Source organism: Monashia sp. NPDC004114 (genome assembly GCF_053603855.1).
On the sequence record NZ_JBSGGK010000017.1, the window covers coordinates 77,256 to 101,998 of the forward strand.

The following is a 24,743-nucleotide window of genomic DNA, read 5'->3' on the forward strand; positions in this document are numbered from 1 at the left end:
CTGAACGCGTGACCGACGTGGATCGTCCCCCGGAGGACGACGAGGATGGAGCCGGCGCTCTGCGCCGCAGTGCCGTCGGGTCGGCTCCCAGCCTGGCGGCCGACGCCCCGCTCGCCCGTGCGGCGGTCGTCGTGTCGTTGGTCGGTGTGGTCTTCGGCATCACGTTCCTGCCGCAGCTGCTCGGTCTTGCGCTCGGTGGGCTCAGCCTGGCGCGCCGGGAGCCGGGTGGCCGCAGGCCTGCCCTGCTCGCGATCGGGCTCTCGCTGGTGCTCACCGTCCTGTGGGCCGTCGTGCTCGGTCTGCTGGTCAAGTGGTGGGCCTCGACGCAGGTCTGAGCGAGACTACCTGGCGTAGGTCCCGAGGAACTTCTCGAGCCGGCCCACGGCGTCCTCGAGGTCCTCGACGCGCGGGAGGAACACGAGCCGGAAGTGGTCGGGCGTGGCCCAGTTGAAGCCGGTGCCGTGGACGACGAGCATGTGCTGCTCGCGGAGCAGGTCGAGGGCGAACCGCTCGTCGTCCTCGATGTGGTGCACCGCTGGGTCGAGTCGCGGGAAGAGGTAGAGGGCACCCTGCGGCTTGGTGCAGCTGACGCCGTCGATCTGGTTCAGCAGCTCCCAGGCGACGTTGCGCTGCTCGAGGAGGCGACCACCGGGAAGGATCAGGTCGTTGATCGACTGGCGGCCGCCGAGCGCGACCTGGATCGCATGCTGCGCGGGCACGTTCGCGCACAGCCGCATGTTGGCGAGGATGTCCAGGCCCTCGAGGTAGTTGCGTGCGTGCTCCTTGGGGCCGGTGATCGCGAGCCAGCCGGAGCGGAACCCGGCGACGCGGTACGCCTTGGAGAGTCCGTTGAACGTCAGGCAGAGCAGGTCGGGTGCGAGCGCGGCCACCGACGTATGGGTGGCGCCGTCGTAGAGGATCTTGTCGTAGATCTCGTCGGCCATGACGATGAGCTCGTGCTGCCGGGCGATCTCGGCGATCTCGGCCAGGACCTCGCGCGGGTAGACGGCGCCGGTCGGGTTGTTCGGGTTGATCACGACGATCGCCTTGGTCCGGTCGGTGACCTTGCTGCGGATGTCGTCGAGGTCCGGCGCCCAGCCGGCCTGCTCGTCGCAGATGTAGTGGACCGGCCGTCCGCCGGCGAGGCTGGCCGCCGCCGTCCAGAGGGGGTAGTCGGGGGCCGGGATGAGCACCTCGTCGCCGTTGTCGAGCAGGCCCTGCATGGCCATGACGATGAGCTCGGAGACGCCGTTGCCGAGGTAGATGTCCTCGACGCTCACGTGCGGGAAGTCGCGCACCTCGTAGTGCTGGGCGATCGCGCGGCGGGCCGACAGGATGCCCTTGCTGTCGCTGTACCCCTGCGCGGTCGGCAGCTCCTGGATGACGTCGACGAGGATGTCCTCGGGCGCCTCGAAACCGAACGGCGCGGGGTTGCCGATGTTGAGCTTGAGGATGCGGTGGCCCTCCTCCTCGAGGCGCTTGGCCTCGGCGAGCACCGGTCCCCGGATCTCGTAGCAGACGTTCTGCAGCTTCTTGCTCTGGGAGACCGCACGCATGGGGTCAAGGGTGGCACTGCCGTATGCCGGGGACCGCGGATTTCCCACCATGTGGCCCACCGCTTCCGTGACCTACGTCTCAACCCGCGTGGCACGTGGGACGGAGCGCCCACTCGACGGAGGTCGGGCGGCGGAGTCTCTGAGCTGCTCAGCGGACGAGGCAGGCGAGCGAGGACGCGGGGCTGCGTCCGGTCAGCGACGAGACGAGCTGGGTGCGGGTGGGGGCGGCGACGTCGATGGTCAGCAGGTGCCCCGCCTCGACCTTGGTCAGGTGTGCGATGTCCGGCGCGCCGGCCGGGGTCTCGGTCCAGCCCTTCTGCTCGAGGTAGCCGATGACCTCGGCGGCCTGGGGTCCGGTCGACGGCGGGTAGGTGCGCGTGATGACCCCCTCGGCGGAGTCGCGACAGGGCGGCACCTCGCTGTGCTCGAGCGGCGTGATGCTCCGGTCCATCTCGGTGATGGCCACACCGAGTGCGTCGTACGCGTCCAGGTCAGCCGTATAGGTCCGACCGGCCCAGGCCCAGCCGGCGAACGCGAGCAGCCCGAGGATGACGACGAGGAAGAAGAGGAAACCGGCACTGAGCCGACGCCGGTGACGCCGCGGCGTCGGGGCCGGTGTGGGGGTCGGTGTCGGGTATGCCGGGGTGGGGCTGGTCGGGGCACGGTAGGCAGGCTGCGTGGCCGGCGGAGGTGTGCGCCGTCGACGGCGTTTGGCCTCGTCACTGAAGCCGGAGTCTGTCACCGGGACAGTGTCTGGCACCGCGGTTCACCCGGCCAGCCTTCGGACCGAGGCGTCGCCGATCCGTGACGATGCACACCCAACGTCGCCCGGGCCGGGTCAGGTCGAGCGGCGAGCGAGCAGCGGCCGCGACAGGTCCGGCAGGTGCCGCCAGTCGAGGCGCCGACCGGTCCGTGCCCCCACGCGGACGAGCAGAACCGTCGCGACGATCGCGACCGGGACGCCGACTCCGGTCGTGCGCAGCGCGAGGCTGTAGCCCTCGGGCAGGGTCATGAAGCAGATGACCGAGGCGACTGCAGCGAGCGCCGTCGCCGCACCCCGGCCCAAGCGCGGCTCGAGCGAGACGGCGAGGACGGGCAGGACCCAGAGGTAGTACCAGGGCAGGAACACCGGCGCCAGCACGACCGCGGCCAGCATCGCCCAGCCGATCCCCCGGACGACCCGGGCCCGGTCCTCCCGTGCAGCGGCCTCGTCAGCCAGGCCGACTCGGTCCAGAGCCTTGGCGGCGCCCAGCCAGACGAGGACGAGCAGCAGCGCGAGCACGACCAGGCCGGCCGCCCTCGCCGCACTGACTGCCGGGTCGCGCCAGTCGCCCTGACCGAGCAGGTGGCCGATCGCCTGGACCGCGATGCCCAGCGAGGTCGGGATCGAGGTCCACTGCTCGTTCTTGCCCGGGGTCGAGGCCGGGTTGACCCAGCCGAACCCGAGGCCGGTGAGCACTGAGACCGCAACCATCGGCACCCCGGCGACCAGCACACTGAACAGCCCCGCACGCACGACCTGCCCCCAGGCCACCACGCCCTCGGACGAGGCACCCACGCGCCGAGGCTGAAGGCCGCGCGCCCACATCAGGGCGATGAAGGGCAGGGCGATGACGGCGGTGACCTTGACCATCGCGCCGAGGGCGATCACGAGGCACGCCACGACGAAGCGACGGCGCAGGGCGAGCGCGACCGCCGCCAGCACCGCAGCCACCATGAGCGCGTCATTGTGGGCGCCGCTGACGAAGTGGGCACCGACGAGCGGGCACGCCACACCGAGCCAGGTCGCCTTCCCGGTCGAGGCGCCGAGGCGCCGGGCGATGTCGGCCACCGCCCACGCGATGACGACAACGCCCACGACGGCGAGCAGCCGCAGCAGCAGCAGGGCCAGCCAGAGGTGGCCGCCGGAGACGGTGGCCACGCCACGCGCGAGGAGCAGCCAGAAAGGCCCGTACGGCGTCGGCGTGTCCAGCCAGGTCGGTGCCGTGGACGCCCGCCAGTCGGAGTCGAGCTCGCGCACCGCATGCTCGTACGGGTTGAGCCCATCCGCCCAGAGGGCACCTTGAGCGGCATACGAGTACAGGTCTCGGCTGTAGAGCGGCACGGACGCGACGAGCGGCACGAACCACAGCGCGATGGTGGTCCACCACCAGCGGAGCGACACCGGCGCCCACCGCAGCCGCCACCAGGCGACGACGAGGAGGCCCATCGCCAAGACGGATACCGTTGCCAGCAAAGGCGACCCACCGGTCGCGCGCCACGGCTCGATCCCCGGCCAGAGGATGCCGATGTTGAGCTCCGGCCGCGCGCCCGATCCCCATGACGAGGCCGCCAGAGCCACGGCGGCCGCGCACCCTGCCCACCGCCACAGCCCGCGATGCGACCCGCGAACCGGCGCCGGCTCGGATGCGGCGACCTCACCCATGGGTGACCGGCTCGTCCCCCCACGCGAGCAGGCGCCAGCCCGAGTCGGGGTCGCCCTCCATCGTCACGACGTGGGTGTTGTCGACACGTCGTGTGTCGAAGAACTCCGCCGGCAGGTGCAGCGTTGCGGCACACCACACGCGCATCGCGGCGCCGTGGCTGACCGCGACGGCCGACTCGTGGCCGTCCGTGGCGATGCGCCGGATCGCCGCCTCGTAGCGAGTCATGAAACCGACCCCGCTGTCCCCGCCCGGGATCGCGTGCGCCGGGTCGTCGCGCCAGCGGACGACGGCGTCGATGTAGGGCTTCCAGTCGGTCGACATCTCGTAGTCACCCGCCTGGATCTCGCGCAGCCCCGGCAGCACGACCATCGTCAGGCCGAGCAGCTCGGCGAGCGGCGCCGCCGTCTGCTGGGTGCGGACGAGGTCGGAGGTGTAGATCGCGCCGAGGTCCTCGCCCCCGAGGCGCGAGGCGAGCATGACCGCCTGCGAACGGCCCTCGTCGGTGAGGTCCAGCCCGGGCACGGCAGTGTCGAGCTGGCGCGAGACGTTGGCCTGGGTCTGGCCATGACGTACGAGGAAGAGCCGCACCGCTAGAGGCCCTTGATCGTCACGCCGGTGAGGCACTCGACACCCGTCTTCGGGCCCTTCCAGAAGCCCTCGACCTTGACGGGTGCGGTCGCTCCGGGCGCGACCGGCACCTCGACCTCCTTGCTCGCCACCTGCGAGCTGTCCGAGGTCTTGATGATGAAGACGCCGACCGAGAAGGTGTGCTGCTGCGTGTCGGAGTTCTTCAGCGTGCCGGTGAAGCTCCACACGTCGCCGGACGGCTCGCACGTGCCGCTGGTCAGGCTCGACGACGCGTCGTAGGGGTCCTCGTCGACCGCCGCCGATGGGTCGGAGGGCACATCGTCGGACGGTGTCACGGGTGCGATGGTGGGCTGGACGGGGACGCTCACGGTGGGCTCCAGACCTCCGCCCGGACTGGAGGGCGCCGGCTGGCCGCAGCCGGCGAGCGTGACGACCAGCCCGAGCCCGGCGGCATACGCCAGCGTCACGGGGGCCCAGCGCAGTGGAGTCCCCCGGCGGGGGTATGCCGTCAGGCGAGCAGGTGGTCCAGCTGAGTCGGGCACGGGTGGCCCCTTCCAGTCGCCTTCGCGTGCGTCCCCATTGTGCCTTCCGGGACGGTCACGGCAGGAACAGCCGCGCGGCAACGCCGGCAGCGATGATGACGAGGCCCGCGAGGACCGCGAGGGTGTCGGGCGTCCGCCACGGTGCGTCACCCGCCCACGTGCGCCGGCGGGCCTCGGCGAAGCCGCGGGCATCCATCGCAAGTGCGAGGTTGGAGGCCTGGCCGAGCGCGCCGACGAGCAACCCGCCCGTCACGACCACGGCCTCACGGGTCCGTGCCACGACGCCCGCGTCGGCGCGGATGCCGCGGACCCGCCGCGTCGTCATGAGCTCGACCCACAGCGCGTCGAACGCCTGGAGCCGCTGCAGCGCGGCCGTGGCGGCGACGACCGGACGCGCCGGTAGGTGCACTCGCTGGGCCAGGTGGTCACCGAGTCGCTCCGGGTCGATGAAGCCGACGACGACTGCAGAGGGGACGATGAGGCAGAGCACGCGCAGGGCGGCACCCGCCGCGACCTCGATGTCACGGCCGCCCAGCAGCCAGGCCGACCAGGCGACGCCGGCGACCGCGATCGCGGCCGGGGCCAGGCGAGCCAGCACTCCACGCAGGCGACCCTGCGGCCGCCGTCCGGGGCCGGGCGCGACGAGCCCGACGACCCCGAGGACGACCTCGACCGCGAGCACGGCCAGGCCCTGCCGCCAGCTCGACAGCAGGGCCGGGAGCGGAAGCACGCTGAGTGCGGCGAGGAGCAGGGCGAGCGGCCCGACGCGGGCCAGCAGCGGCCGCCGCTCGGGCTCGGGGTCAGCCGGCGGCTGCTCCGGCTGGGTCAGCGCGGCGACCCGGTCAGCCCGCGCGACGACACCCGGGTCGTGGGTCGTGACGACGACCGCGGACCCCTCCCGGCGTGCCGCGTCGAGGACGCCCGTCACGGCAGCCCAGGTGAGGCGGTCCTGGCCGACGGTCGGCTCGTCCGCGAGCACGAGCGCCGGCGCGTGCGCGATCGCCGAGGCCATCGCCAGACGGCGCTGCTCGCCACCCGAGAGCTGCCGCGGGTCGGCGTCGGCGAGATGGGTGAGGCCGAGGGCATCCAGCAGCGTGTCGACCCGCGCCTCCACCGCCCCGGCGCCGACCTGGACCGGCCCGTCGCCGGGTGGACTGGCAGGCAGGCCCAGTGCCCGCGGCGTCGCCAGGATGTCGTCGCGGACGGTTCGGCCGACGATGGCGCTGGCGGCGCGTTGCGGCACCCACGACACGACGCGCGCGAGGTCCTTGGCCCGCCACTCGCTCGGCGGCACCAGCCGCTCGCGCGCCGGACGGCGGCCCCCCGCCTCGCCCGGCGCGACCTCGCCCGGGGTCAGCGGCAGGGCCATCTCGACGGCTCCCGAGGTCGGGGCGACGAGCCCGCCCATCGCGGCCATGAGCGTCGACTTGCCCGCGCCGCTCGGGCCGACGATCGCCAGGGTCTCCCCCGCACGCACCTCGAGGTCCGCGTCCGCGACCGCCAGAGTCGACCTCGACTGCTCGCCGAGCCGGCGGCTCCGGCGCTCGACGTCGACGTCGCGTGCGGACACGACGACGCGCCCACGATGCACGACGGCTGAGGCCGCGGTCGAGCCCGCCGACCCCATCGGCAGCGACACTGCCACAGGCTCCGGGTCAGGCACGCCGGGCACCCAGATCCCTTGCGCCGCAAGCGATTCCCCCCGCTGCGCCAGCACGTCGTGTGGTTGACCGTCGGCGACCACAGCACCCTGTGCATCGAGAACGACGATCCGGTCGACGAGGTCGAGCCAGCCCTCCAGACGGTGCTCGACGACGACGAGGGTGAGGCCGCGACGAGCCACGACCTCGGCGACGACGGCGCGCACCTCGTCCGCCGTCACGGCGTCGAGCATGGCGGTCGGCTCGTCGAGCAGGAGGACCGACGGCTCCATGACGAGCGCCCCGGCGAGGGCGAGCCGCTGGGACTCGCCCCCGCTCAGCGTCGACGGCGGGCTGTCGGGAGACATCGTCAGCCCGACCTCAGCCAGCGCGGCGGCGACCCGCTGCGGCATCGAGCCGGGCACCGTCGAGACGTTCTCGAGCCCGAAGGCCACGTCACGCCCGACGGTCGAGGCGACGATCCCCGCACCCGGATCCTGGAGCACCAACCCGACAGCGCCCGGAACCTCTTGCGGTGCAACGCCATCCACCTCGACCGTGCCATGCAGGTCGCCGGAGTCGGCGGTGAGGAGCAGGCCGGCGACGGCTCTGAGCAGGGTCGACTTGCCCGACCCGCTCGGCCCGGCGAGCAGCACGCGCTCGCCGGGCTCGATCGTCAGGTCGAGATGCTCGAGGACCGGCCGGGAGCGGCCGTACGGGCGCCAGGTGAGGTCGCTGACCTCGACCCCGGCCCCCGACGGCGCACCCCCGTCCAGGCCGTCGCGAGAAGGCACGACGTCCGGCATCACCTCGAGCCGGCCAGCGTGCGGCGCTCGCGGACCTCCTGTCCCGGCGGGAACGGGTTGAGCGCACCGGCCGCTGCGAGGGCCTTCGTGATGCCGACCGACAGGAGCGAGCCGAACACGGCGACCGACGCACCGAGCAGGAACAGGTAGGCGATCTTGTAGCCCCAGCCCCAGTCGGTCCAGTAGGAGTACCACTCGTAGACGGCCTCGAACGCGCCGCCGAGGAAGCCGCCGATCACGAGCGGTGCCCAGCTGTAGACGGCATACGCGAAGAGGGCGAAGCCGATCTCGACGCCGAGACCCTGGACGAGGCCCGACACGAGCGTGGTCAGGCCCCACTGGGTGCCGATGAGCGCCGAGACGATCGCCGCGAGCAGCTCGGTGAAGAGGGCCGCGCCGGGGCGGCGGATGACGAGCATCCCGACCATGCCGGCGACGAGCCAGGGCCACGCGAACAGCGCCGCGAGCGGCGGGAAGCCCGCCGAGACCGCGTTGGAGGGGGCGGCATAGGCCAGGCCCCACGCCCAGTAGGCGACACCGAAGGCGACGCCCAGGAAGGCGCACGTGAGCAGGTCGATGGTGCGCCAGCGGGTCAGTGGACCGCTGGCAGTGATGGTGGTGGACATGTCTGATCTCCCGGGTTCCGATGGATACCTCGGGGAGGCCAGCTGGCGGCATACGTGCGTATGCCGTGCAGTGGCCTGAGAATTACCGACTTCCTTCGCCGGTGCTAACCGGAGCAGGTTCGAGGGTCTGCGGCCTGGCCCTTCTGGGCTGCCGCACTCTCAGCGCAAGGGCGCTCCCCTGTCGTGATGAATGGGTCGTGCTGTTCAGTTGTGTATTCGGTTGTCGGGGTGACTTTACCCCGCCCTCATGGGACAGTCACAGCATGGCTGCCAAGCGGACCGAACCGGCCCAGCGACCCGACGAGAAGCCCCACCGTACCGCCGCCGGCGGGTTCGTCTGGAGGGTCATGTCAACCGGGACCACGCTGCTTGCAACCGCGGTCGCGACCAAGGTCGCGCGGCGTGGCTGGAAGGTCGCCACCGGCCGCAACGTGCCGGTGCGGCGCGACTTCGACAACGAGCGCACCCGCGACGTCGTCCTGTTCACCGCGCTCTCCTCGATGCTCGTCACGACCGCGCGCGTCGCCGCCGAGCGGGGAGCGGTCGAGTACTACCGCAAGTCCGCCGGCCACCTCCCCCAGGCGCTGGAGAGCGAGAAGCTCACCCCCGAGGACGTCAAGGCGCACAACAAGCTCGTGCGCAAGACGGCACGCCGGGACTACCGCCTGCAGAAGGCGATCAACCGGGCCGGTAAGGGGCGCTAGGCCCCGCCCGCGCGCACGACCCCGGACTCGTAGGCCAGCACGACGACCTGCACGCGGTCGCGCAGCCCGAGCTTGGCGAGCACGCGACCGACGTGCGTCTTCACCGTCGCCTCCGCGACGTGCAGCGTGGCTGCGATCTCGGCGTTGTTGAGGCCCCGGCCGACCGCCTCGAACACCTCGCGCTCGCGGTCGGTCAGCAGGCCGAGGCGGTCGGCGGTGCGCGAGGACGTGCCGCCCGGCAGCGTCGGGACGAACCGGTCGAGCAGGCGCCGGGTCGGCCCGGGGGCCACGACGGCGTCCCCCGCGTGCACCGCCCGGATGGCCGAGAGCAGCTCGGCCGGGCCGGCGTCCTTGAGCAGGAAGCCCGCCGCCCCGACCCGCAACGCGGCGTAGACGTACTCGTCGAGGTCGAACGTCGTCAGGACCAGCACGCGCGGACGCGGCTCCGGCCGGCCGAGGATCCGCCGGGTGGCCTCGATCCCGTCGAGGCGCGGCATCCGGACGTCCATGAGGATCACATCCACGGCGCGGCCCGGCACAGCGTCGACGGCCGCCTGCCCGTCCGAGCACTCGGCGACGACCTCGATGCCCGGCTCGGCGTCGAGGACCATCCGGAACCCGGCGCGCACCAGCGCCTGGTCGTCCACGAGCATGATGCGGATCGGCTGCTCAGCCATGGGCGGCCTGCGTCGGGATCGTGGCGAGGACTTCGAAGCCGCCACCGGGCCGCGGGCCGGCGGTGAGGGTGCCGCCGTGGACGGCGACCCGCTCGCGCATGCCGTGCAGGCCGTGTCCCCGACCGTCATCGACGCTCGCAGCGCCGACTCCGTTGTCGCACACGGAGATTCGCAGCCTGGTTGGCCGCTCCTCCACCTCCACTGTCGCGCTGGCACCGGGACCGGCGTGCTTGATGACGTTGGTCAGCGACTCCTGCACGACCCGGTATGCCGCCAGGTCGAGCCCCATGGGCCGCGGGGCCTCCCCGCCCGCTGGGGCCAGCCGGACAGCCAGCGTGACCGGCACCCCGGCCGACCGAACGCCGGCCACGAGGTCGTCGAGCAGGTCGAGACCTGCCGCGGGAGCGAGCTCCATGCCGGTGTCAGGGTCGCGCAGGACGCCGACCAGCCGGCGGGTCTCACCGAGCGCGTCGCGGGCCGTGCTGCCGATGGTGTGCAACGCGCCCACAGACCGGGCCAGCGCGCCCTCGGGACTGCGCTCGGCGGCATACGCGGCGCCGTCGGCCTGCACGACGATCACCGACAGCGCGTGCGCGATGACGTCGTGCATCTCGCGAGCGACCGAGGCACGCTCCTGCTGCGCCGCGAGCTGGAGCTCCTGCTCGCGCACCCGCTCGATCCGCTCGGCACGCTCCTGGAGGTCTGCGAGGCGCTGGAGACGGGCCCGTTTGAGGTCGCCCAGCGTCCACGCGGACAGCGACGTGCCCGCGCACGCGATGAAGGTGAACACGACCGCTCCCGTGGTCGGGGTCGCACCGCCCACGCCGGTGAACCGCCACGCCGCGATCGCGGAGCCGAGCGCGGCCACGACCAGACCCGCCAGGCGCACTGGTCGGCGGCGCTCGTAGGCGGCCAGCGAGTAGATGGCGACGAGGAACGCGACGTCCCCCGGCAGCAGGTTGTCGTACGGGACGACGCGCAGCGCGAGGGCGACGCTCACCACGCCGAAGGCCAGGGCCGGACGGGTGCGCCGCACGATGAGCGCGAGGTTGGCCAGGCCCGTGACGATGCTCCACCAGTAGCCCTGACCGGCGCCTGCCATGACCAGGCTGAGCAGCGAGAGCGCTCCCGCGAGCGGGACGTCGAGGAGCATCGGGCGGCGCTGCAGCCAGTCGTAGACGGTCCCCTCGGTCACGACCACGAGCCTAGGTGAGCCGCGAGAGTGGGTCGTCAGACTGCGGTCTGACATCACGGGGCCACGAATCTGCGCTGGCCCTTCCCGCGGACGGTCCGGAGATGGTGTGCTTGGTAGGAGAGCCCGTCCGGAGGAGGTGTGCCGATGGAGGCGCAGGTTGGTGACCGCATCACGATGGCTGCCGAGCACGTCGGGCAGTCGACTCGCGAGGGCACGATCGTCGAGGTCAAGGGCCCCGACGGCGGGCCGCCGTACGTCGTCGAGTGGGCCGACGGGCACACCGGGCTGATCCACCCGGGTCCCGGCTCGGTCCTCAAGTGTGTCCATGCCAACGGGGACTCCCACACCTGAGGCGGCTCAGAGGTCGAGCGCTCGCACGATCGGCACGCCCGCGCGGTAGCTGAGGTGCAGGTGGCTCGGTCCATCGATGAGGGCGAGCTCGGCAGGCTGCCCGGACGCGACCCGGCGGTCGAGGCCGAGCGAGCGCGCCGACACCGCTGTGGCTGCGTGCAGCGCCTCGGCGGGCGTCATGCCCATCTCCCGCACGGCCAGGGCGATGGCGAACGGCATCGACGAGGAGTAGCAGGTGCCGGGGTTGCAGTCCGAGGCGAGCGCCACCTCGACGCCGGCGTCGATGAGCCCGCGCGCGTCCGGGTAGGGCGACCGGGTCGAGAACTCCACCCCGGGCAGCAGGGTCGCGACGGTCGTCCCGCGGGCGGCCACGAGGGCTTCGACGTCGGCGTCGTCGAGGAACGTGCAGTGGTCGACGCTGGACGCTCCGAGCTCGCAGGCGAGCCGCACGCCGGGGCCGTGCCCGAGCTGGTTGCCGTGCACCCGCAGGCGCAGCCCGGCTGCGCGACCCGCTTCGAGGATCGTGCGCGCCTCGTCGCCGTCGAAGGCGTGCGATGAGTGCGGCTCGCAGAACACGTCGATGCTCTCGGCAAGGTCCGCACCCCCCGCGTCCCGGATCGCCGTCAGCATCGGGCCGGTGACGAGGTCGACGTATGCCGCACGGTCGGCGGCATACTCCGGCGGCACCACGTGCGCGCCGAGGAACGTCGTGTGGGTGGTGACCTCACGCGCGATGCGCAGCGACCGCAGCTCGTCCTCGAGGGTGAGCCCGTAGCCGCTCTTGATCTCGACGGTGGTCGTGCCCTGGGCCCGCATCTCGGCGACCCTCGCCGCGACGAGTGACCGGAGCTCGTCGTCGGACGCGGCCCGGGTAGCCGCGACGGAGACCTTGATGCCTCCGCCGTCATAGGGGGCGCCGGTCATCCGCGCGGCGAACTCCGCCGAGCGGTCGCCCGCGAACACGAGGTGCGTGTGCGAGTCGACGAAACCGGGGATCACCGCGCGGCCGCCGAGGTCACGGCGCTCGTCCGCGTCGGGCGCCTCACTTTCGGGTCCGACCCACTCGATGACCCCGTCGGACACGACGACCGCCGCGTCGCGGACGATGCCGAGCAGCCGGTCGCCGGCGTCGTCGTGGCCGCCCGGTCGACTCGAGGCATCCCCACGCTCAGGGTCGTTCGTGACGAGCTCCGCGATGCCGGTGACCAGCATGCTCATACGTGGACCCCGCCGGCGACCCGGTCGATGGCGCTGCCGAGGAGCCGGCCGACGTCGCCGATGCGGTGCCGCCCGTCGCTGACGACGACGTCACCGCCGACCACGACGGTCGAGACGTCCGAGGCGACGCACGAGTAGATGATCTGGTCGGGCGCCGAGCCCGCGGTGTTGACGGTGTCGGTGCGCACGGTGACGAAGTCGGCCAGCCCGCCCTTGGACAGGTGCCCGCCGTCGGACCAGCCGAGAGCGCGGTAGCCGTTGAAGGACGCGGCGAGGAGCAGGTCGTTGGCCGAGAACCGGTCGCGCTCGTTGGTGATGAGCCGCTCGTGCATCTCCACGCCGCGCAGCTCCTCGAACGGGTCGATGACCACGTGCTGGTCCGAGCCGAGAGACAGGGGTGCGCCGGCGTCGTGCAGCGCCCGCGCCGGGCCGATGCCGTCGGCCAGGTCACGCTCCGTCGTCGGGCAGAAGCAGGCACCGGTGCCCGTGCCGCCGAGCAGCTCGATGTCACGGTCGGTCAGGTGCGTCGCGTGGACGCTGGTCAGGTGGCTCCCGAGGGCGCCCGCCTCGTCCAGCAGCTCGGTCGGGGTCATGCCGTAGTACATCTGGCACGCGAGGTTCTCGCCGTGCTGCTCGGACAGGTGCACATGCAGCGGCAGCTCACCGGCCGCCTCGACGACCTTCGGCAGGTCCTCGCGCCGCACCGCTCGCACCGAGTGGATCGCCGCGCCGAGCCGGACGCGGTTCGAGGGCTTGCGGGCAGCCATCCGCTCCGCCCACGCGTCGACCGAGCCGTCGCTGAACCGCAGCTGGCCGGGGTGCAGCTCGACGTGCCCGCCCCCGTTGAGCCCACCCTCGAGGTAGCACGTGTCGAGGAGAGTGAGCCGGATGCCGGCCTCCTCGGCCGCCTGCCGCACGGCGAGGCCCATCGCGTTGGGGTCGCCGTACCGCTGGCCACCGGGCCGGTGGTGGACATAGTGGAACTCGCCGACCACGGTGATGCCCGCCAGGACCATCTCGGCGAACACCGCCCGCGCGAGCGCGAAGTACGTGTCGGGGTTCAGCTGCTCCGCGGCGGCATACATCTGCTCGCGCCAGCTCCAGAAGTTGCCTCCCCCGCCGTTGACTCGACCGCGCAGCGCGCGGTGGAAGGCGTGGCTGTGGGCGTTGGCCATCCCGGGCAGCGTGACGCCGCGCAGCTGGACGTCGCTCGGCTCCGGGTCGGCGTCGACCAGGACCTCCTTGAGCAGCCCGTCCGAGGTGACGAGCCGCACGCGGCGTGCGAACCCACCGGTGAGCCAGGCACTCTCGCACCAGAAGGAGTTCATCGCTTCCTGCTCATCGCGTCGAGTCCTTCATGAGCGTCCTTCCGTGTGCACAGCGCGGTGACGACCGTGGTGAGGGCCTGGACCCCATGGTGACAGTCTGCGGGAGAAGCCCACTCGGCGGGTGAGTGGGACACGCCGGTGGGGTTGCGCACGAAGAGCATCGCGCTCGGAATCCCATGCGTGGCAAGGATTCCCGCGTCATGGCCCGCCCCCGTGCCGAGCAGGGGCGCATCGGGCAGTATGCCGTGCAGCCGGGACACGAGGGACGCGTCGAAGCGCGTCGTGGGAGTCCACGACTCGAGGGTCGTCGTGCCGCCGTCGCGGCTCACGACCGACCCGACCGCGTCCACCGTCGACTGGACTGCGTGCTCGCTGCGCCCCCGGGCGTCGAGCCATGCGGTGACGTGGCTCGGGATCGCGTTGACGCCACCGGGCTCGACGACCACCTTGCCGACCGTCGCGACGCAACCCAGGCCGACGGCATACGAGCGGGCGGCCTGCACGACGGCGGCGAGCCCGAGCATCGCGTCGCGGCGGTCCTCGATGCGCGTGGTGCCGGCGTGGTTCGCCTCGCCCGGGATGTCGATGCGCCAGCGGCCGTGAGGCCAGATGTCGGTGCCGACCGCGACCGCGCGGGCGGGGTCGTCGAGCACCTCGCTGCCGTCGGGCGCGAGCGCGAGCGCCTTGCCCTGCTCGACGTGCAGCTCGACGAAGCGACCGATGCGGCGCAGCGTCTCCTCGTCGCGCCCGAGCTGCTCCGGGTCGCGGCCGGCGTCCTGCCAGGCCCGCGCCATCGAGATGCCGTCGGTGTCGGTCAGGGACCGGGCCCGGTCGGCGTCGAGGGCACCGGTGATGATGCGCGAGCCCGCGCAGGCGATGCCGAACCGCGCGCCCTCCTCGTCGACGAAGTTCACCACCCCGAGCGGCACGTCGGGCTCGACGCCCGCTTCGCGCAGCGCATCGACCGCCGCGAGGGCGCTGACCACCCCGAGCGGGCCGTCGAAGGCGCCCCCGTCGGGCACGGAGTCGAGGTGCGAGCCGATGACCACACCCGGCGTCGTGTCGGGGTCACCCCACCAGGCCCACTGGTTGCCGGCGCGGTCCTCGACCACGTCGAGCCCTCGCTCGGCACACTCGCCCGCGAACCACTCCCGCAGGTCGCGGTCGGTGCGCGTCCACGCGTACCTCCGGTAGCCACCGGTGTCGGCGGCCCGACCGATGGGCTCGAGGTCGGCCCACATCCGGTCGAAGCTGGTCGTCACTGCGCTCATCACTCCTCGGTATGCCGGTGGAGCACACCGACGTCGTCACTACCCTTGCTCACATGGACCCTGACCGCGATGACACCGCTGAGCGTAGCGACTCGGCGCCGATCCGCACGCCGGCGATCGACGCGGTCCGCGCCGCCGGCATCTCGCACACCGTCACCCGGCATGGCAGGGTCGGGAGCCTCGAGGAGGCCGCCGCGGCCAGGGGCATCGAGCCGCGGGACCTCATCAAGACTCTCGTCGTGCGCAGGTCGGAGGACGAGCATGTCTTCGTCCTCGTACCCGGTGACCGCACCTTCTCCTGGCCCAAGGTCCGGGCCCTGCTCGGGACCAACCGCATCTCGATGCCCGACGCCGCGGCCGCCAAGGCGGTGACCGGCTACGAGCGGGGCACCATCACGCCGTTCGGGTCCGCCCAGCGCCTGCCGGTCATCGCCGACACGCACCTCGTCGGCCGCACGATCTCGCTCGGCGGCGGTGCGCACGGCGTCGGGCTCACGCTGAGCGGCGACGACGTGATCCGCGAGCTGGGCGCGACGGTGGCCGACATCTCCGACGAAGAGGTCCGCCGCCCAGGCTGAGTCCGCCTGCGCCGACCTCTCCGCCTGCGCGAGCCTCTCCGCCTGCGCCAGCCTCTCCGGCTGCGCCGACCTCCACGCTGCCAGGGCGCCCCAGTCCGTCCCGGTCGGGTGAGCGCTCCGTCCCACGCGCCCCACCAGTCCCACGGGGCGGTGGTACGGCTGAGACTGGGCGCTCACTCGACCGGGCATGGGGCTGTCGTGCTCAGCCTTCCTGCATCGGGATGCGGACGCCACGCTCGTGCGCGACCCGGTCGGCGATCTCGTACCCGGCGTCGACGTGCCGGATAACGCCCATGCCGGGGTCGTTGGTGAGGACGCGGGCGAGCTTCTGCGCGGCGAGGTCCGTGCCGTCGGCGAGGGACACCTGGCCGGCGTGGATCGAGCGCCCGATGCCGACACCGCCACCGTGGTGGATCGACACCCAGCTGGCGCCGGAGCTCGTGTTGACGAGGGCGTTGAGCAGGGGCCAGTCGGCGATCGCGTCGGAGCCGTCGGCCATGGCCTCGGTCTCGCGGTACGGGCTCGCGACCGAGCCGGAGTCGAGGTGGTCGCGGCCGATGACGATCGGGGCGCTGACCTCTCCGGTGCGGACCAGCTCGTTGAAGGCGAGCCCGGCCTTGTCGCGCTCGCCGTAGCCGAGCCAGCAGATGCGCGCCGGCAGGCCCTGGAACGCGATCCGCTCCTGCGCCCCACGGATCCACTTGTGGAGGCGGTCGTTGTCGGGGAAGAGGTCGAGCACGGCCTTGTCGGTCGCGGCGATGTCCTTCGGGTCGCCCGAGAGAGCGGCCCACCGGAACGGGCCCTTGCCCTCGCAGAAGAGCGGCCGGATGTATGCCGGCACGAACCCCGGGAACTCGAACGCGCGGTCGTACCCGCCGAGTCGCGCCTCGTCACGGATCGAGTTGCCGTAGTCGAAGACCTCGGCGCCGGCGTCCTGGAACTCGACCATCGCCTGCACGTGCTTGGCCATCGAGGCCCGGGCGCGGTCGGTGAAGTCCTCGGGCTTCTTCTCGGCGTACTCGGCCCAGTCCTCGAGCGCGATGCCCTCGGGGAGGTAGGACAGCGGGTCGTGCGCCGACGTCTGGTCGGTGACGATGTCGATGTCCACGCCGCGCCGGAGCAGCTCGGGGAAGATCTCGGCCGCATTGCCGACGACACCGACGGACCAGCCGCGCCGCTCCTGCTTGGCGCGTAGGGCCTTGTCCACCGCGTCGTCGAGGTTGTCGGCGACCTCGTCGAGATACCGGTGCTCGACCCGGCGGTGCAGGCGCGCGGGGTCGACGTCGACGATGAGGCAGGCGCCGTCGTTGAGGGTCACCGCCAGGGGCTGGGCGCCACCCATGCCGCCGCAGCCGCCCGTGAGGGTCAGCGTGCCGGCGAGCGTGCCGCCGAACTTCTTCTCGGCGATCGCGGCGAAGGTCTCGTAAGTGCCCTGGACGATGCCCTGCGTGCCGATGTAGATCCACGACCCGGCCGTCATCTGGCCGTACATCGTCAGGCCGAGGTGCTCGAGTCGCCGGAACTCCGGCCACGTGGCCCAGTCGCCGACGAGGTTGCTGTTGGCGATGAGCACGCGCGGCGCCCACTCGTGGGTCTGGAAGACACCGACGGGTCGGCCCGACTGGACGAGCATCGTCTCGTCCTGCTTCAGCGTGGTCAGGGTGCGGACCATCGCGTCGAAGGACTTCCAGTCGCGGGCCGCGCGCCCGGTGCCGCCGTAGACGACGAGGTCGTCGGGCCGCTCGGCGTTCTCGGGGTCGAGGTTGTTCATGAGCATGCGCAGCGGAGCCTCGGTGGCCCACGACTGTGCGGTCAGCTGGGTGCCGCGCGGGGCGCGAACGGGACGTGCACCGTCCATGTCAGTTTCCTTTCTCGGCTCGGCGAGCTTCGGTCGGGTTCGAGGTGGGGTGGGGATCGGGGATCAGCGGAGGGGGCCGGTGGCGGTCTCGGCGGCGGCGACGACGGAGCGGTCCTGCACCGCGTGCCACGCGCCCTCGATGTCCGGCGCCAGGAAGCGGTCGGGCCCCGGCGCGGTGTTCGTCACGGCGTCCATCGCCTGGATCACCGCCGCGGACGCCGGACCCGGCTCGATGGGAGCCCGCAGCTGGATGCCGCGCGCCGCGGTGAGCAGCTCGATGGCGAGCACCCGGCTGAGCGCGTCGACCGACCGGCGCAGCTTCCGCGCAGCCGACCAGCCCATCGAGACGTGGTCCTCCTGCATGGCCGAGCTCGGGATGGAGTCGACCGAGGCCGGCGCCGCGAGCCGCTTCAGCTCCGAGACCATGGCGGCCTGGGTGTACTGCGCGATCATGAAGCCCGAGTCGACGCCGGGGTCGTCGGCCAGGAACGGCGGCAGCCCGTGGTTGCGGGCCTTGTCGAGGAACCGGTCGGTGCGGCGCTCGGCCATCGACGCGACATCGGCGGCGACGATCGCGAGGAAGTCGAGGACGTAGGCCACCGGAGCACCGTGGAAGTTGCCGTTGGACTCGACGCGGCCGTCCTTGGTCACGACCGGGTTGTCGACGGCGGAGGCGAGCTCTGCGGCGGCGACCCGCGCGGCGTGCTCGACGGTGTCGCGGGCGCCGCCGTGCACCTGCGGGGCGCACCGGAGCGAGTAGGCGTCCTGGACCCGAGTGTCGTCGTCGGTGTCGTGCGAGGCGCGGATCGGCGAGTCCGCCATGACAGCAAGGATGTTCGCCGCCGATGCTGCCTGGCCCGGATGCGGGCGCAGCTCGTGGAGGTCGGCGCGGAACACGTTGTCGGTGCCCATCAGCCCCTCGACACTCATGGCGGCCGAGATGTCGGCGACCTTGAGCAGATGCCGCAGGTCGTCGATGGCGAGAACGAGCATGCCCAGCATGCCGTCGGTCCCGTTGATGAGGGCCAGACCCTCTTTCTCACGAAGCTCGATCGGCTGTATGCCGTTGGCCACCAACGCTGTTCGCGCGTCGGTCAGGTTGCCGTCGCGGTCTCGGACGGGGCCCTCGCCCATCGCGGCCAGGGCGCAGTGCGCGAGGGGCGCGAGGTCGCCCGAACAGCCGAGCGAGCCGTACTCGTGCACGACCGGGGTGATCCCCGCACTCAGCATCGCGGCATACGTCCGCGCGGTCTCGAGGCGTACGCCGGTGCGCCCGGTGGCGAGCGTCGAGAGGCGCAGCAGCATGAGGGCCCGCACGACCTCCCGCTCGACCTCCGGGCCGGTGCCGGCGGCGTGGGAGCGCACCAGCGACCGCTGGAGCTGGGCTCGCAGGTCGGAGGGGATGTGCCGGGTGGCCAGCGCGCCGAAACCGGTGGAGACGCCGTAGTGCGGCTTCGTGTCGTGGGCGAGGGCCTCGACGACCGACCGGCTGCGGGCGATCTCGGTCTCGGCGTCCGGCGACAGGTCGACCCGGGCGTCGTGCCGGGCCACCGCGATGACGTCCTCGAAGGAGAGCGGGCCGACACCGACGGAGACGGTTGTCGTCGAGGTCCCTGGAAGCGTAGTGCTCATGCGAGATCACCATTCTGAGACAGCCGCGGCGCCGGCGTGGCCTGGACGCAGCGGAGCGAGTGAGGAACGAGCGAGCGCAGCGGAGGAAGGCCACGCCCCCGGGGCGTCGCGGCACGCGCCGGGGCGAAGCGAGGCGCCAACAACTCAGTGCTCATGACAACCATGGAACCGCCAGAACGGTGGCGATTCACCCCCCGCAGGAGCACAATTGTCTGGGATACGAGACGCTGACGATCGCGGGTCGAGGAGGTGGGGACGACGTCCAACGCACCTGCGGCCGCCAACGCGCTCGATGTGCTGGAGCACCTCTCGCGTCACGCCGAGCCCGTCCCGGCGGCATCCATCGCCCGTGACCTGGGGCTGCCGCGCAGCTCGGTCTACCACCTGCTCAAGGTCCTCGCCGCCCGCGGGTACGTCACCCACTACCCCGAGGAGCGTCGCTTCGGGCTCGGCCCCGCGGCATACGAGCTCGGCTCCGCGTACCAGCGCCAGGCTCCGCTCGCGCGCGTCGCGCGGGCTGCGATGCGCCGCCTCGTCGACCAGTGCGGCCGCAACGCCCACTTCGCGACGCTCGACGGCCGCGACGTCATCTACCTGCTCGAGGAGCGCGCGCCGGGGCAGCCGATGCTCGTCACCGATGTCGGGGTCCGGCTGCCCGGCCACCTCACCGCGAGCGGGCTCGCCATGCTCTCGGCACTGCCGGCGAGCCAGGTGCGCGCGCTGTATCCCGACCGGGCCTCGTTCGTGCAGCGCAACGGCACCGGACCGCGGTCACTTGCCGAGCTGCGCGGCATACTCACGCGGACCCGCGCCGACGGCCACGCCCGCGAGGAGGGCACGGTCACGCCCGACCTCTCCTCGGTCGCCGTCCCCGTGCTCGACCGCGTCGGCCGGCCCCTGGCCGCCATCGCCGTGACCCTGCGGTCGACGGACGCGACGCCTGAGCACGTCGCCGACCTCGTGGCGCGGGCTCGCGCGACCGCCGAGGACATCTCCCGCCGGCTCAGCCCGAGTGGGCGCGGACCCTAGGGTGGGGCCATGCGCGCCATCACGGTCCAGGAGCCAGGAGATGCCGACCAGCTCGTCCTCGACGAGGTTCCCGACCCGGTGCCCGGCCCGGGCGAGGTGCTCGTCGACGTCGTCGCCGCGGGTGTGAACCGCGCCGACATCATGCAGCGGCAGGGTCACTACGCCCCGCCACCCGGCGCCTCCGAGTACCCCGGCCTCGAGGTGAGCGGACGCATCGCGGCGCTCGGCCGGGACGTCACGGGCTGGCACGTGGGTGACGAGGTCTGCGCGCTGCTCGAGGGCGGCGGCTACGCCGAGCGGGTCGCCGTTCCGGTCGGCCAGCTGCTGCCCGTGCCGCAGGGCGTGACGCTCGAAGAGGCAGCCGCACTGCCCGAGGTCACCGCGACGGTGTGGTCCAACGTCTTTCTCGTCGCCAACATCCAGCCGGGACAGTTCCTGCTCGTCCACGGCGGCAGCTCGGGCATCGGGACGATGGCCATCCAGCTCGCCAGGGCTGTGGGTGCCCATGTGGCCGTCACCGCCGGCAGCGCGGAGAAGCTCGCGGCGTGCCGCGCGCTGGGCGCCGAGATCCTCGTCAACTACAAGGACGAGGACTTCGTCCAGAAGGTCCGCGAGGAGACCGGCGGCCACGGCGCAGACGTCGTCCTGGACAACATGGGCGCGAAGTACCTCGGCCGCAACGTCGAGGTCCTCGCCACCAACGGCCGGCTCGTGACGATCGGCCTGCAGGGCGGCCGCAAGGCGGAGCTCGACATGGGCATGCTGATGGCCAAGCGGGGCGCCGTGATCGCCACGACCCTGCGCGCCCGCCCGGCCACGGAGAAGGCGGCGATCGTCGCGGCAGTGCGCGAGCACGTCTGGCCGCTCGTCGAGTCCGGTGACGTGCGGCCGGTCGTCCACTCGCGGCACCCCCTCGGGCGCGCCGCCGACGCCCATCGCGAGATGGAGGCCTCCGGCCACATCGGGAAGATCCTGCTGACCACCTGACCTGTCCGACTCGTCCGGTGACGCAGCGCCGACGGCGGCGTACCGTCGACAGATGGACCACTTCGGCAGGAAGCGGCCCCCGACCCGCGGGAGGTTTCTGAGGTGTTCATCCAGGTAATCCAGGGCACGTGCAACGACGTCGACGCGATGCACCGGCAGATGGACCGGTGGCGTGACGAGCTCGAGCCGGGCGCCATCGGCTGGCTCGGCGGGACGTACGGAGTGACGGACGACAACGAGTTCATGGGGATCGTGCGTTTCGACTCGCGTGAGTCGGCAGAACACAACTCGATGCGTCCGGAGCAGGGCGCCTGGTGGGAGGAGACGGCCCGACTCTTCGACGGCGAGGCGACGTTCCACGACTGCGACGACGTGACGATGATGCTCGACGGCGGCTCCGACTCCGCCGGCTTCGTCCAGGTCATCCAAGGCCGCCTGAGCGACTCCGAGAAGTTCCGGATGATGATGGACCAGCCGATGGACATGCTCCACAAGGCACGGCCGGACATCATCGGCGGCACCATCGCGATCGACAAGGACGGCTTCTTCACCCAGACCATCGCGTTCACGACCGAGGCCGAGGCGCGCGAGGGCGAGATGAAGGAGATGCCCGCCGAGATGATGGACCAGATGTCCGACATGAACTCGGCCATGAGCGACGTGTCGTACCACGACCTGCACCACCCGTGGTTCGCCTCGGCCGGCATGCGCTGAGCACACTGGACGCGACGGGCTTGCGCTCCCCCTGAGATACTCGGTATTCATCGCCTGAGCAGGTTATATACCGAGTATCCAGGGGGTCGCTCATGTCGGCGAAGCAGGGGCTGCTCGCGCTGCTCGCCGAGGAGCCGATGTATGGCGCCCGGCTGCGCAGCGAGTTCGAGGCCCGCACCGGCGGGACCTGGCCGCTCAACGTCGGGCAGGTCTACAGACCCTCGCGCGCCTCGAGCGCGACGGTCTGGTCGAGCCCGCCGCGCCGAAGCCCGAGGCCGCCGACGACGAGGGCCGCATCGTCTACCGCCTGACCGACCGGGGCCGCGCCGCCACCGCCTCCTGGTGGCTCACGCCGGTCGACCGGGACAGCACCCCGCGCGACGAGCTCGTCATCAAGCTCGCGCTCGCGGTCTCCTCCCCGGGTGTCGACGTGCCGCGAGTCGTCCAGACCCAGCGCACGGCGACCTTGAAGCACCTTCGCGACCTCACGCGGCTCAAGAGCCGCGCCGAGGACTCGTCGGACGAGGGCGTGGCACCACGCGACATCGCCTGGCTCCTCGTCCTGGAGAACCTGCTCTTCGCGGCCGAGGCGGAGGTCCGCTGGCTCGACCACGTCGAGTCCACACTCGCCCGCCACGGCTCGCTGCACGGCCCCTTCGGTATGCCGGCCGGCGACGTCACGGAGGACGACGACCTTCGCGACGCGGCCCGGTCGCACAGCGCTGCCGGTGCCGGCTCTGGACGGGAGGGCCGGTCGTGACCGCGGCGCCGCCCACCGCCCGCCCCGCTCTCGTGCTCGACGACGTGACTCGCGTCCACGGCGCGGGACAGACCGAGGTCGTCGCGCTGAGCCATGCGTCGCTGACGGTGTCATCTCAACCTCATCCCCCAGCCTGACGGCCGCCGAGAACATCGGGCTCCCGCTGGAGCTCGACGGGTGGTCCGTGCGGCGCGCCCGAGGGCAGGGGCTCGACGCCCTCGAGCAGCTGCGGCTGCGTGATCTCGCGGACCGGTACCCCGACCAGATGTCCGGCGGCCAGCAGCAGCGGGTCGCGATCGCCCGCGCCCTCGGCCAGTCCGAGTCGGCTCCGCTGCTGGGCACGCTCGGCGGCGTCGGAGCCACGCGGCGCAGCAGGCGAGCGATGGCTGCGTCACAAGCGGTCTACCTCTCGCCCATCGGTGCGGTCGTCGGCGTGGCGCGGTTCCCGTCGTGGCCGGGATCCTTGCCTGGGTGTCGATCCGGCGTGCCCCCGTGGTGACCCGCCGCACCACCTGGTGACGCGAGCCGCGCGGTTGGGGGTAGGCGTGAGGCAGGATGGAAACATGAGCGACGACGCGACGCAGCAGGGCCAGAGCATCGAAGGCATCACACCGGACGACCCGCGCATCGTCGTGGTCACCCCCGACGGGATGGGAGTCGCCACGGCGCCCAACGGCCAGTCGCCCGACCGGCCCGCCGACGACGGTCCCGAGCGCCAGCGCACCAACCCGGCCGACCTCGTCGAGGAGCCGGCGAAGGTGATGCGCATCGGGTCGATGATCAAGCAGCTGCTCGAAGAGGTGCGCAACTCCCCGCTCGACGAGGCGGGCCGGCGCCGCCTCGCCGACATCCACCACCGGTCGATCGAGGAGCTCAAGGACGGCCTCGCCCCGGAGCTGGTCGAAGAGCTCGACCGGATCGCCCTGCCGTTCCGCGACGAGGAGCCGAGCGACGCCGAGCTCCGCATCGCGCAGGCCCAGCTCGTCGGCTGGCTCGAGGGCCTGTTCCACGGCATCCAGACCGCGCTCGTGGCCCAGCAGATGGCAGCGCAGCAGCAGCTGGCCCAGATGCGCGCCCTGCCGCCGGGGCCCGGGGCCTCCTACGGCATCCCGCCCGGCCACCAGCAAGGACCGGACCAGCGGCGCGAGGGCGGCCCGACCGGCCAGTACCTCTGAGACCTCCCCTGAGATCAGGTCAGAGCCGGTCGGTGGTCCGACTCTGGCGCATGTCGGCGGCGCGTGTGATGTATCGAAGTGACCACTCGACGTGTGTCTCCTGGTCGAGTGGCCGCTTCGTCACAGCCAGCTCGACCGCTCGCGCTCGGTCGGCACGCACGACGGGTCCCACTGGCTGAAGGGCGAGGCCAGCTTGTACTTGTAGTCGGGCTGCCGCAGCAGCACGACCGGCTGCGCGTTCTCAGGGTTCTCCAGCGACTCGAAGTACTCCACGCTCCAGTGGAACCAGCGCATGCAGAAGAGCCGCATCGTCAGGCCATGCGTGACGATGACGACGTTGCGGGGCGCCGTCGGCGTGACGAAGTTGCGGAACATCGACTCGAGGAAGGTCGACACCCGGTCGTAGACGTCGGATCCCGACTCCCCGTCGGTGAAGCGGTAGTAGAAGTGGCCGTAGCGGTCGCGCAGCTCCCGCTGCTGGGCGATGTCCTTCGCGTCCTGGAAGTTGGCCCAGTCCTGCTCGCGCAGGCGCGGCTCGAGCCGCACGTCGTATTCCGCCACGGGCAGCCCGAGCGCCTCCAGCGTCTGCCGGGTGCGGTGGTAGGGCGAGACATAGACCTCGCACGACTCGGTGCCGAGCAGCCCGCGGATCTTCTCCCCGGTGCGGCGGGCCTGCTCGAAACCCTTGGGCGTCAGACCGATCCGGTGGTCTGGCACGCGCTCGTAGATGGTGTCGTCGACGTTCCCTTCGGACTCCCCATGGCGCACGAGGATGATCCGCTCCGGGCGGTGCTCGAGAGTCACCGGGCCAGACTACGGCCGGCGGGCTATCGCCGCGGGCCCGGCGGAACGCGACGGCTGGGCCCCGGACGCCCTCGAGCCGCCCAGGGGGCGACGATCAGCAACAGCACCATGAAGCCGACCACGAAGCTTGCGACGAGGATCGTGACCCCGGCCCGGTCGCCGAGGAGGCGCTGCCCGAAAAGGAGGAGGACGGCATACACGGCTGCGAGGGTGGCGACGATGCCCCTTCGATGAGCTGACCCCATGGCTCCTCCTTCTGCTGTCCAATCGGAGCATGC

At 72.1% G+C, this 24,743-nt stretch carries 27 protein-coding genes and 1 riboswitch; of the genes, 11 read left to right on the forward strand and 16 right to left on the reverse strand.

The window, feature by feature from the left end; genetic code table 11:
• The first annotated feature begins 8 nt into the window (after positions 1-8).
• Entirely contained in the window at positions 9-335 is a 327-nt protein-coding gene (locus ACWEOW_RS19550) for a hypothetical protein (RefSeq protein WP_452270909.1), read from the forward strand.
• Between the two features lie 6 nt (positions 336-341).
• Here ACWEOW_RS19550 and ACWEOW_RS19555 read toward each other — a convergent pair whose 3' ends face one another.
• From ACWEOW_RS19555 to ACWEOW_RS19585, 7 genes are all read right to left on the reverse strand, one after another.
• Positions 342-1,556, reverse strand: a complete 1,215-nt coding sequence (locus ACWEOW_RS19555; RefSeq protein WP_452270910.1) for a pyridoxal phosphate-dependent aminotransferase — start codon at positions 1,554-1,556, stop codon at positions 342-344.
• A gap of 148 nt (positions 1,557-1,704) precedes the next feature.
• The gene (locus ACWEOW_RS19560) at positions 1,705-2,298 is read right to left on the reverse strand and encodes a hypothetical protein (RefSeq protein ID WP_452270911.1); all 594 of its coding nucleotides are present in this window, start codon (positions 2,296-2,298) and stop codon (positions 1,705-1,707) included.
• A gap of 96 nt (positions 2,299-2,394) precedes the next feature.
• Entirely contained in the window at positions 2,395-3,981 is a 1,587-nt protein-coding gene (gene mptB, locus ACWEOW_RS19565) for a polyprenol phosphomannose-dependent alpha 1,6 mannosyltransferase MptB (RefSeq protein WP_452270912.1), read from the reverse strand.
• Complete coding sequence (locus ACWEOW_RS19570) at positions 3,974-4,570, reverse strand: histidine phosphatase family protein (RefSeq protein WP_452270913.1); 597 nt, start codon at positions 4,568-4,570, stop codon at positions 3,974-3,976. Before ACWEOW_RS19570 ends, mptB begins: the two co-directional genes overlap by 8 nt.
• A gap of 2 nt (positions 4,571-4,572) precedes the next feature.
• Positions 4,573-5,112, reverse strand: a complete 540-nt coding sequence (locus tag ACWEOW_RS19575) for a hypothetical protein (protein ID WP_452270914.1) — start codon at positions 5,110-5,112, stop codon at positions 4,573-4,575.
• A gap of 55 nt (positions 5,113-5,167) precedes the next feature.
• Positions 5,168-7,546 carry an ATP-binding cassette domain-containing protein gene (locus ACWEOW_RS19580; protein ID WP_452270915.1) on the reverse strand — a complete coding sequence of 793 codons (2,379 nt, stop codon included), beginning with the start codon at positions 7,544-7,546 and terminating at the stop codon, positions 5,168-5,170.
• Positions 7,547-7,557: 11 nt separating this feature from the next.
• Complete coding sequence (locus ACWEOW_RS19585) at positions 7,558-8,184, reverse strand: ECF transporter S component (RefSeq protein WP_452270916.1); 627 nt, start codon at positions 8,182-8,184, stop codon at positions 7,558-7,560.
• Positions 8,185-8,257: 73 nt separating this feature from the next.
• Positions 8,258-8,374: riboswitch (TPP riboswitch) on the reverse strand.
• Positions 8,375-8,447: 73 nt separating this feature from the next.
• On the opposite strand from ACWEOW_RS19585, the gene ACWEOW_RS19590 reads away from it, so the two are divergent.
• On the forward strand, positions 8,448-8,888 hold the full coding sequence (locus ACWEOW_RS19590) for a DUF4235 domain-containing protein (protein WP_452270917.1): 441 nt from the start codon (positions 8,448-8,450) through the stop codon (positions 8,886-8,888).
• Here ACWEOW_RS19590 and ACWEOW_RS19595 read toward each other — a convergent pair.
• Together ACWEOW_RS19595 and ACWEOW_RS19600 are read right to left on the reverse strand one after the other, a co-directional pair.
• Positions 8,885-9,565, reverse strand: coding sequence for a response regulator transcription factor (locus ACWEOW_RS19595; RefSeq protein WP_452270918.1), 681 nt, complete (start codon positions 9,563-9,565; stop codon positions 8,885-8,887). The genes ACWEOW_RS19590 and ACWEOW_RS19595 overlap by 4 nt on opposite strands.
• On the reverse strand, positions 9,558-10,760 hold the full coding sequence (locus ACWEOW_RS19600; protein WP_452270919.1) for a sensor histidine kinase: 1,203 nt from the start codon (positions 10,758-10,760) through the stop codon (positions 9,558-9,560). Before ACWEOW_RS19600 ends, ACWEOW_RS19595 begins: the two co-directional genes overlap by 8 nt.
• Before the next feature lie 144 nt (positions 10,761-10,904).
• Between ACWEOW_RS19600 and ACWEOW_RS19605 the strand changes: the two genes are divergently transcribed.
• Positions 10,905-11,111 carry a DUF1918 domain-containing protein gene (locus ACWEOW_RS19605; protein ID WP_452270920.1) on the forward strand — a complete coding sequence of 69 codons (207 nt, stop codon included), beginning with the start codon at positions 10,905-10,907 and terminating at the stop codon, positions 11,109-11,111.
• Positions 11,112-11,117: 6 nt separating this feature from the next.
• Here ACWEOW_RS19605 and hutI read toward each other — a convergent pair whose 3' ends face one another.
• Genes hutI through ACWEOW_RS19620 form a run of 3 tightly spaced genes read right to left on the reverse strand, consistent with a single transcriptional unit; the run spans position 11,118 to position 14,928 of the window.
• Complete coding sequence (gene hutI, locus ACWEOW_RS19610) at positions 11,118-12,329, reverse strand: imidazolonepropionase (RefSeq protein WP_452270921.1); 1,212 nt, start codon at positions 12,327-12,329, stop codon at positions 11,118-11,120.
• Positions 12,326-13,657, reverse strand: coding sequence for a formimidoylglutamate deiminase (locus tag ACWEOW_RS19615; protein ID WP_452270922.1), 1,332 nt, complete (start codon positions 13,655-13,657; stop codon positions 12,326-12,328). Before ACWEOW_RS19615 ends, hutI begins: the two co-directional genes overlap by 4 nt.
• Positions 13,654-14,928: an allantoate amidohydrolase gene (locus ACWEOW_RS19620; protein WP_452270923.1), complete on the reverse strand. Its 1,275-nt coding sequence runs from the start codon at positions 14,926-14,928 to the stop codon at positions 13,654-13,656. The genes ACWEOW_RS19615 and ACWEOW_RS19620 overlap by 4 nt, the downstream gene beginning before the upstream one ends.
• A 53-nt stretch (positions 14,929-14,981) precedes the next feature.
• On the opposite strand from ACWEOW_RS19620, the gene ACWEOW_RS19625 reads away from it, so the two are divergent.
• Positions 14,982-15,506, forward strand: a complete 525-nt coding sequence (locus ACWEOW_RS19625; protein ID WP_452270924.1) for an aminoacyl-tRNA deacylase — start codon at positions 14,982-14,984, stop codon at positions 15,504-15,506.
• 202 nt (positions 15,507-15,708) lie between these two features.
• Here ACWEOW_RS19625 and hutU read toward each other — a convergent pair whose 3' ends face one another.
• Both hutU and hutH read right to left on the reverse strand, forming a co-directional pair.
• Positions 15,709-17,364: a urocanate hydratase gene (gene hutU / locus ACWEOW_RS19630; RefSeq protein ID WP_452270925.1), complete on the reverse strand. Its 1,656-nt coding sequence runs from the start codon at positions 17,362-17,364 to the stop codon at positions 15,709-15,711.
• Positions 17,365-17,427: 63 nt separating this feature from the next.
• Positions 17,428-18,996 (reverse strand): histidine ammonia-lyase, encoded by a 1,569-nt coding sequence (gene hutH / locus ACWEOW_RS19635; protein WP_452270926.1) that lies wholly within the window; start codon positions 18,994-18,996, stop codon positions 17,428-17,430.
• A gap of 249 nt (positions 18,997-19,245) precedes the next feature.
• On the opposite strand from hutH, the gene ACWEOW_RS19640 reads away from it, so the two are divergent.
• The 7 genes from ACWEOW_RS19640 to ACWEOW_RS19670 all read left to right on the forward strand — a co-directional run bounded on the left by ACWEOW_RS19640 (position 19,246) and on the right by ACWEOW_RS19670 (position 23,661).
• Positions 19,246-20,025 (forward strand): IclR family transcriptional regulator, encoded by a 780-nt coding sequence (locus tag ACWEOW_RS19640; RefSeq protein WP_452270927.1) that lies wholly within the window; start codon positions 19,246-19,248, stop codon positions 20,023-20,025.
• A 9-nt stretch (positions 20,026-20,034) separates the two neighbouring features.
• Positions 20,035-21,012, forward strand: a complete 978-nt coding sequence (locus tag ACWEOW_RS19645) for an NAD(P)H-quinone oxidoreductase (protein ID WP_452270928.1) — start codon at positions 20,035-20,037, stop codon at positions 21,010-21,012.
• A 102-nt stretch (positions 21,013-21,114) separates the two neighbouring features.
• A complete protein-coding gene (locus ACWEOW_RS19650; protein WP_452270929.1) occupies positions 21,115-21,726 on the forward strand; it encodes a hypothetical protein in 612 nt (203 codons plus the stop codon).
• Between the two features lie 92 nt (positions 21,727-21,818).
• On the forward strand, positions 21,819-22,037 hold the full coding sequence (locus tag ACWEOW_RS19655; RefSeq protein ID WP_452270930.1) for a PadR family transcriptional regulator: 219 nt from the start codon (positions 21,819-21,821) through the stop codon (positions 22,035-22,037).
• A gap of 119 nt (positions 22,038-22,156) precedes the next feature.
• On the forward strand, positions 22,157-22,486 hold the full coding sequence (locus ACWEOW_RS19660; protein ID WP_452270931.1) for a hypothetical protein: 330 nt from the start codon (positions 22,157-22,159) through the stop codon (positions 22,484-22,486).
• Complete coding sequence (locus ACWEOW_RS19665) at positions 22,455-22,985, forward strand: ATP-binding cassette domain-containing protein (protein WP_452270932.1); 531 nt, start codon at positions 22,455-22,457, stop codon at positions 22,983-22,985. Before ACWEOW_RS19660 ends, ACWEOW_RS19665 begins: the two co-directional genes overlap by 32 nt.
• A 64-nt stretch (positions 22,986-23,049) precedes the next feature.
• Positions 23,050-23,661 (forward strand): bacterial proteasome activator family protein, encoded by a 612-nt coding sequence (locus ACWEOW_RS19670; RefSeq protein ID WP_452270933.1) that lies wholly within the window; start codon positions 23,050-23,052, stop codon positions 23,659-23,661.
• A 120-nt stretch (positions 23,662-23,781) separates the two neighbouring features.
• On the opposite strand, the gene ACWEOW_RS19675 is transcribed toward ACWEOW_RS19670, so the two are convergent.
• Complete coding sequence (locus ACWEOW_RS19675) at positions 23,782-24,465, reverse strand: histidine phosphatase family protein (protein ID WP_452270934.1); 684 nt, start codon at positions 24,463-24,465, stop codon at positions 23,782-23,784.
• Positions 24,466-24,488: 23 nt separating this feature from the next.
• On the reverse strand, positions 24,489-24,710 hold the full coding sequence (locus ACWEOW_RS19680; protein ID WP_452270935.1) for a hypothetical protein: 222 nt from the start codon (positions 24,708-24,710) through the stop codon (positions 24,489-24,491).
• Between the last annotated feature and the right edge of the window lie 33 nt (positions 24,711-24,743).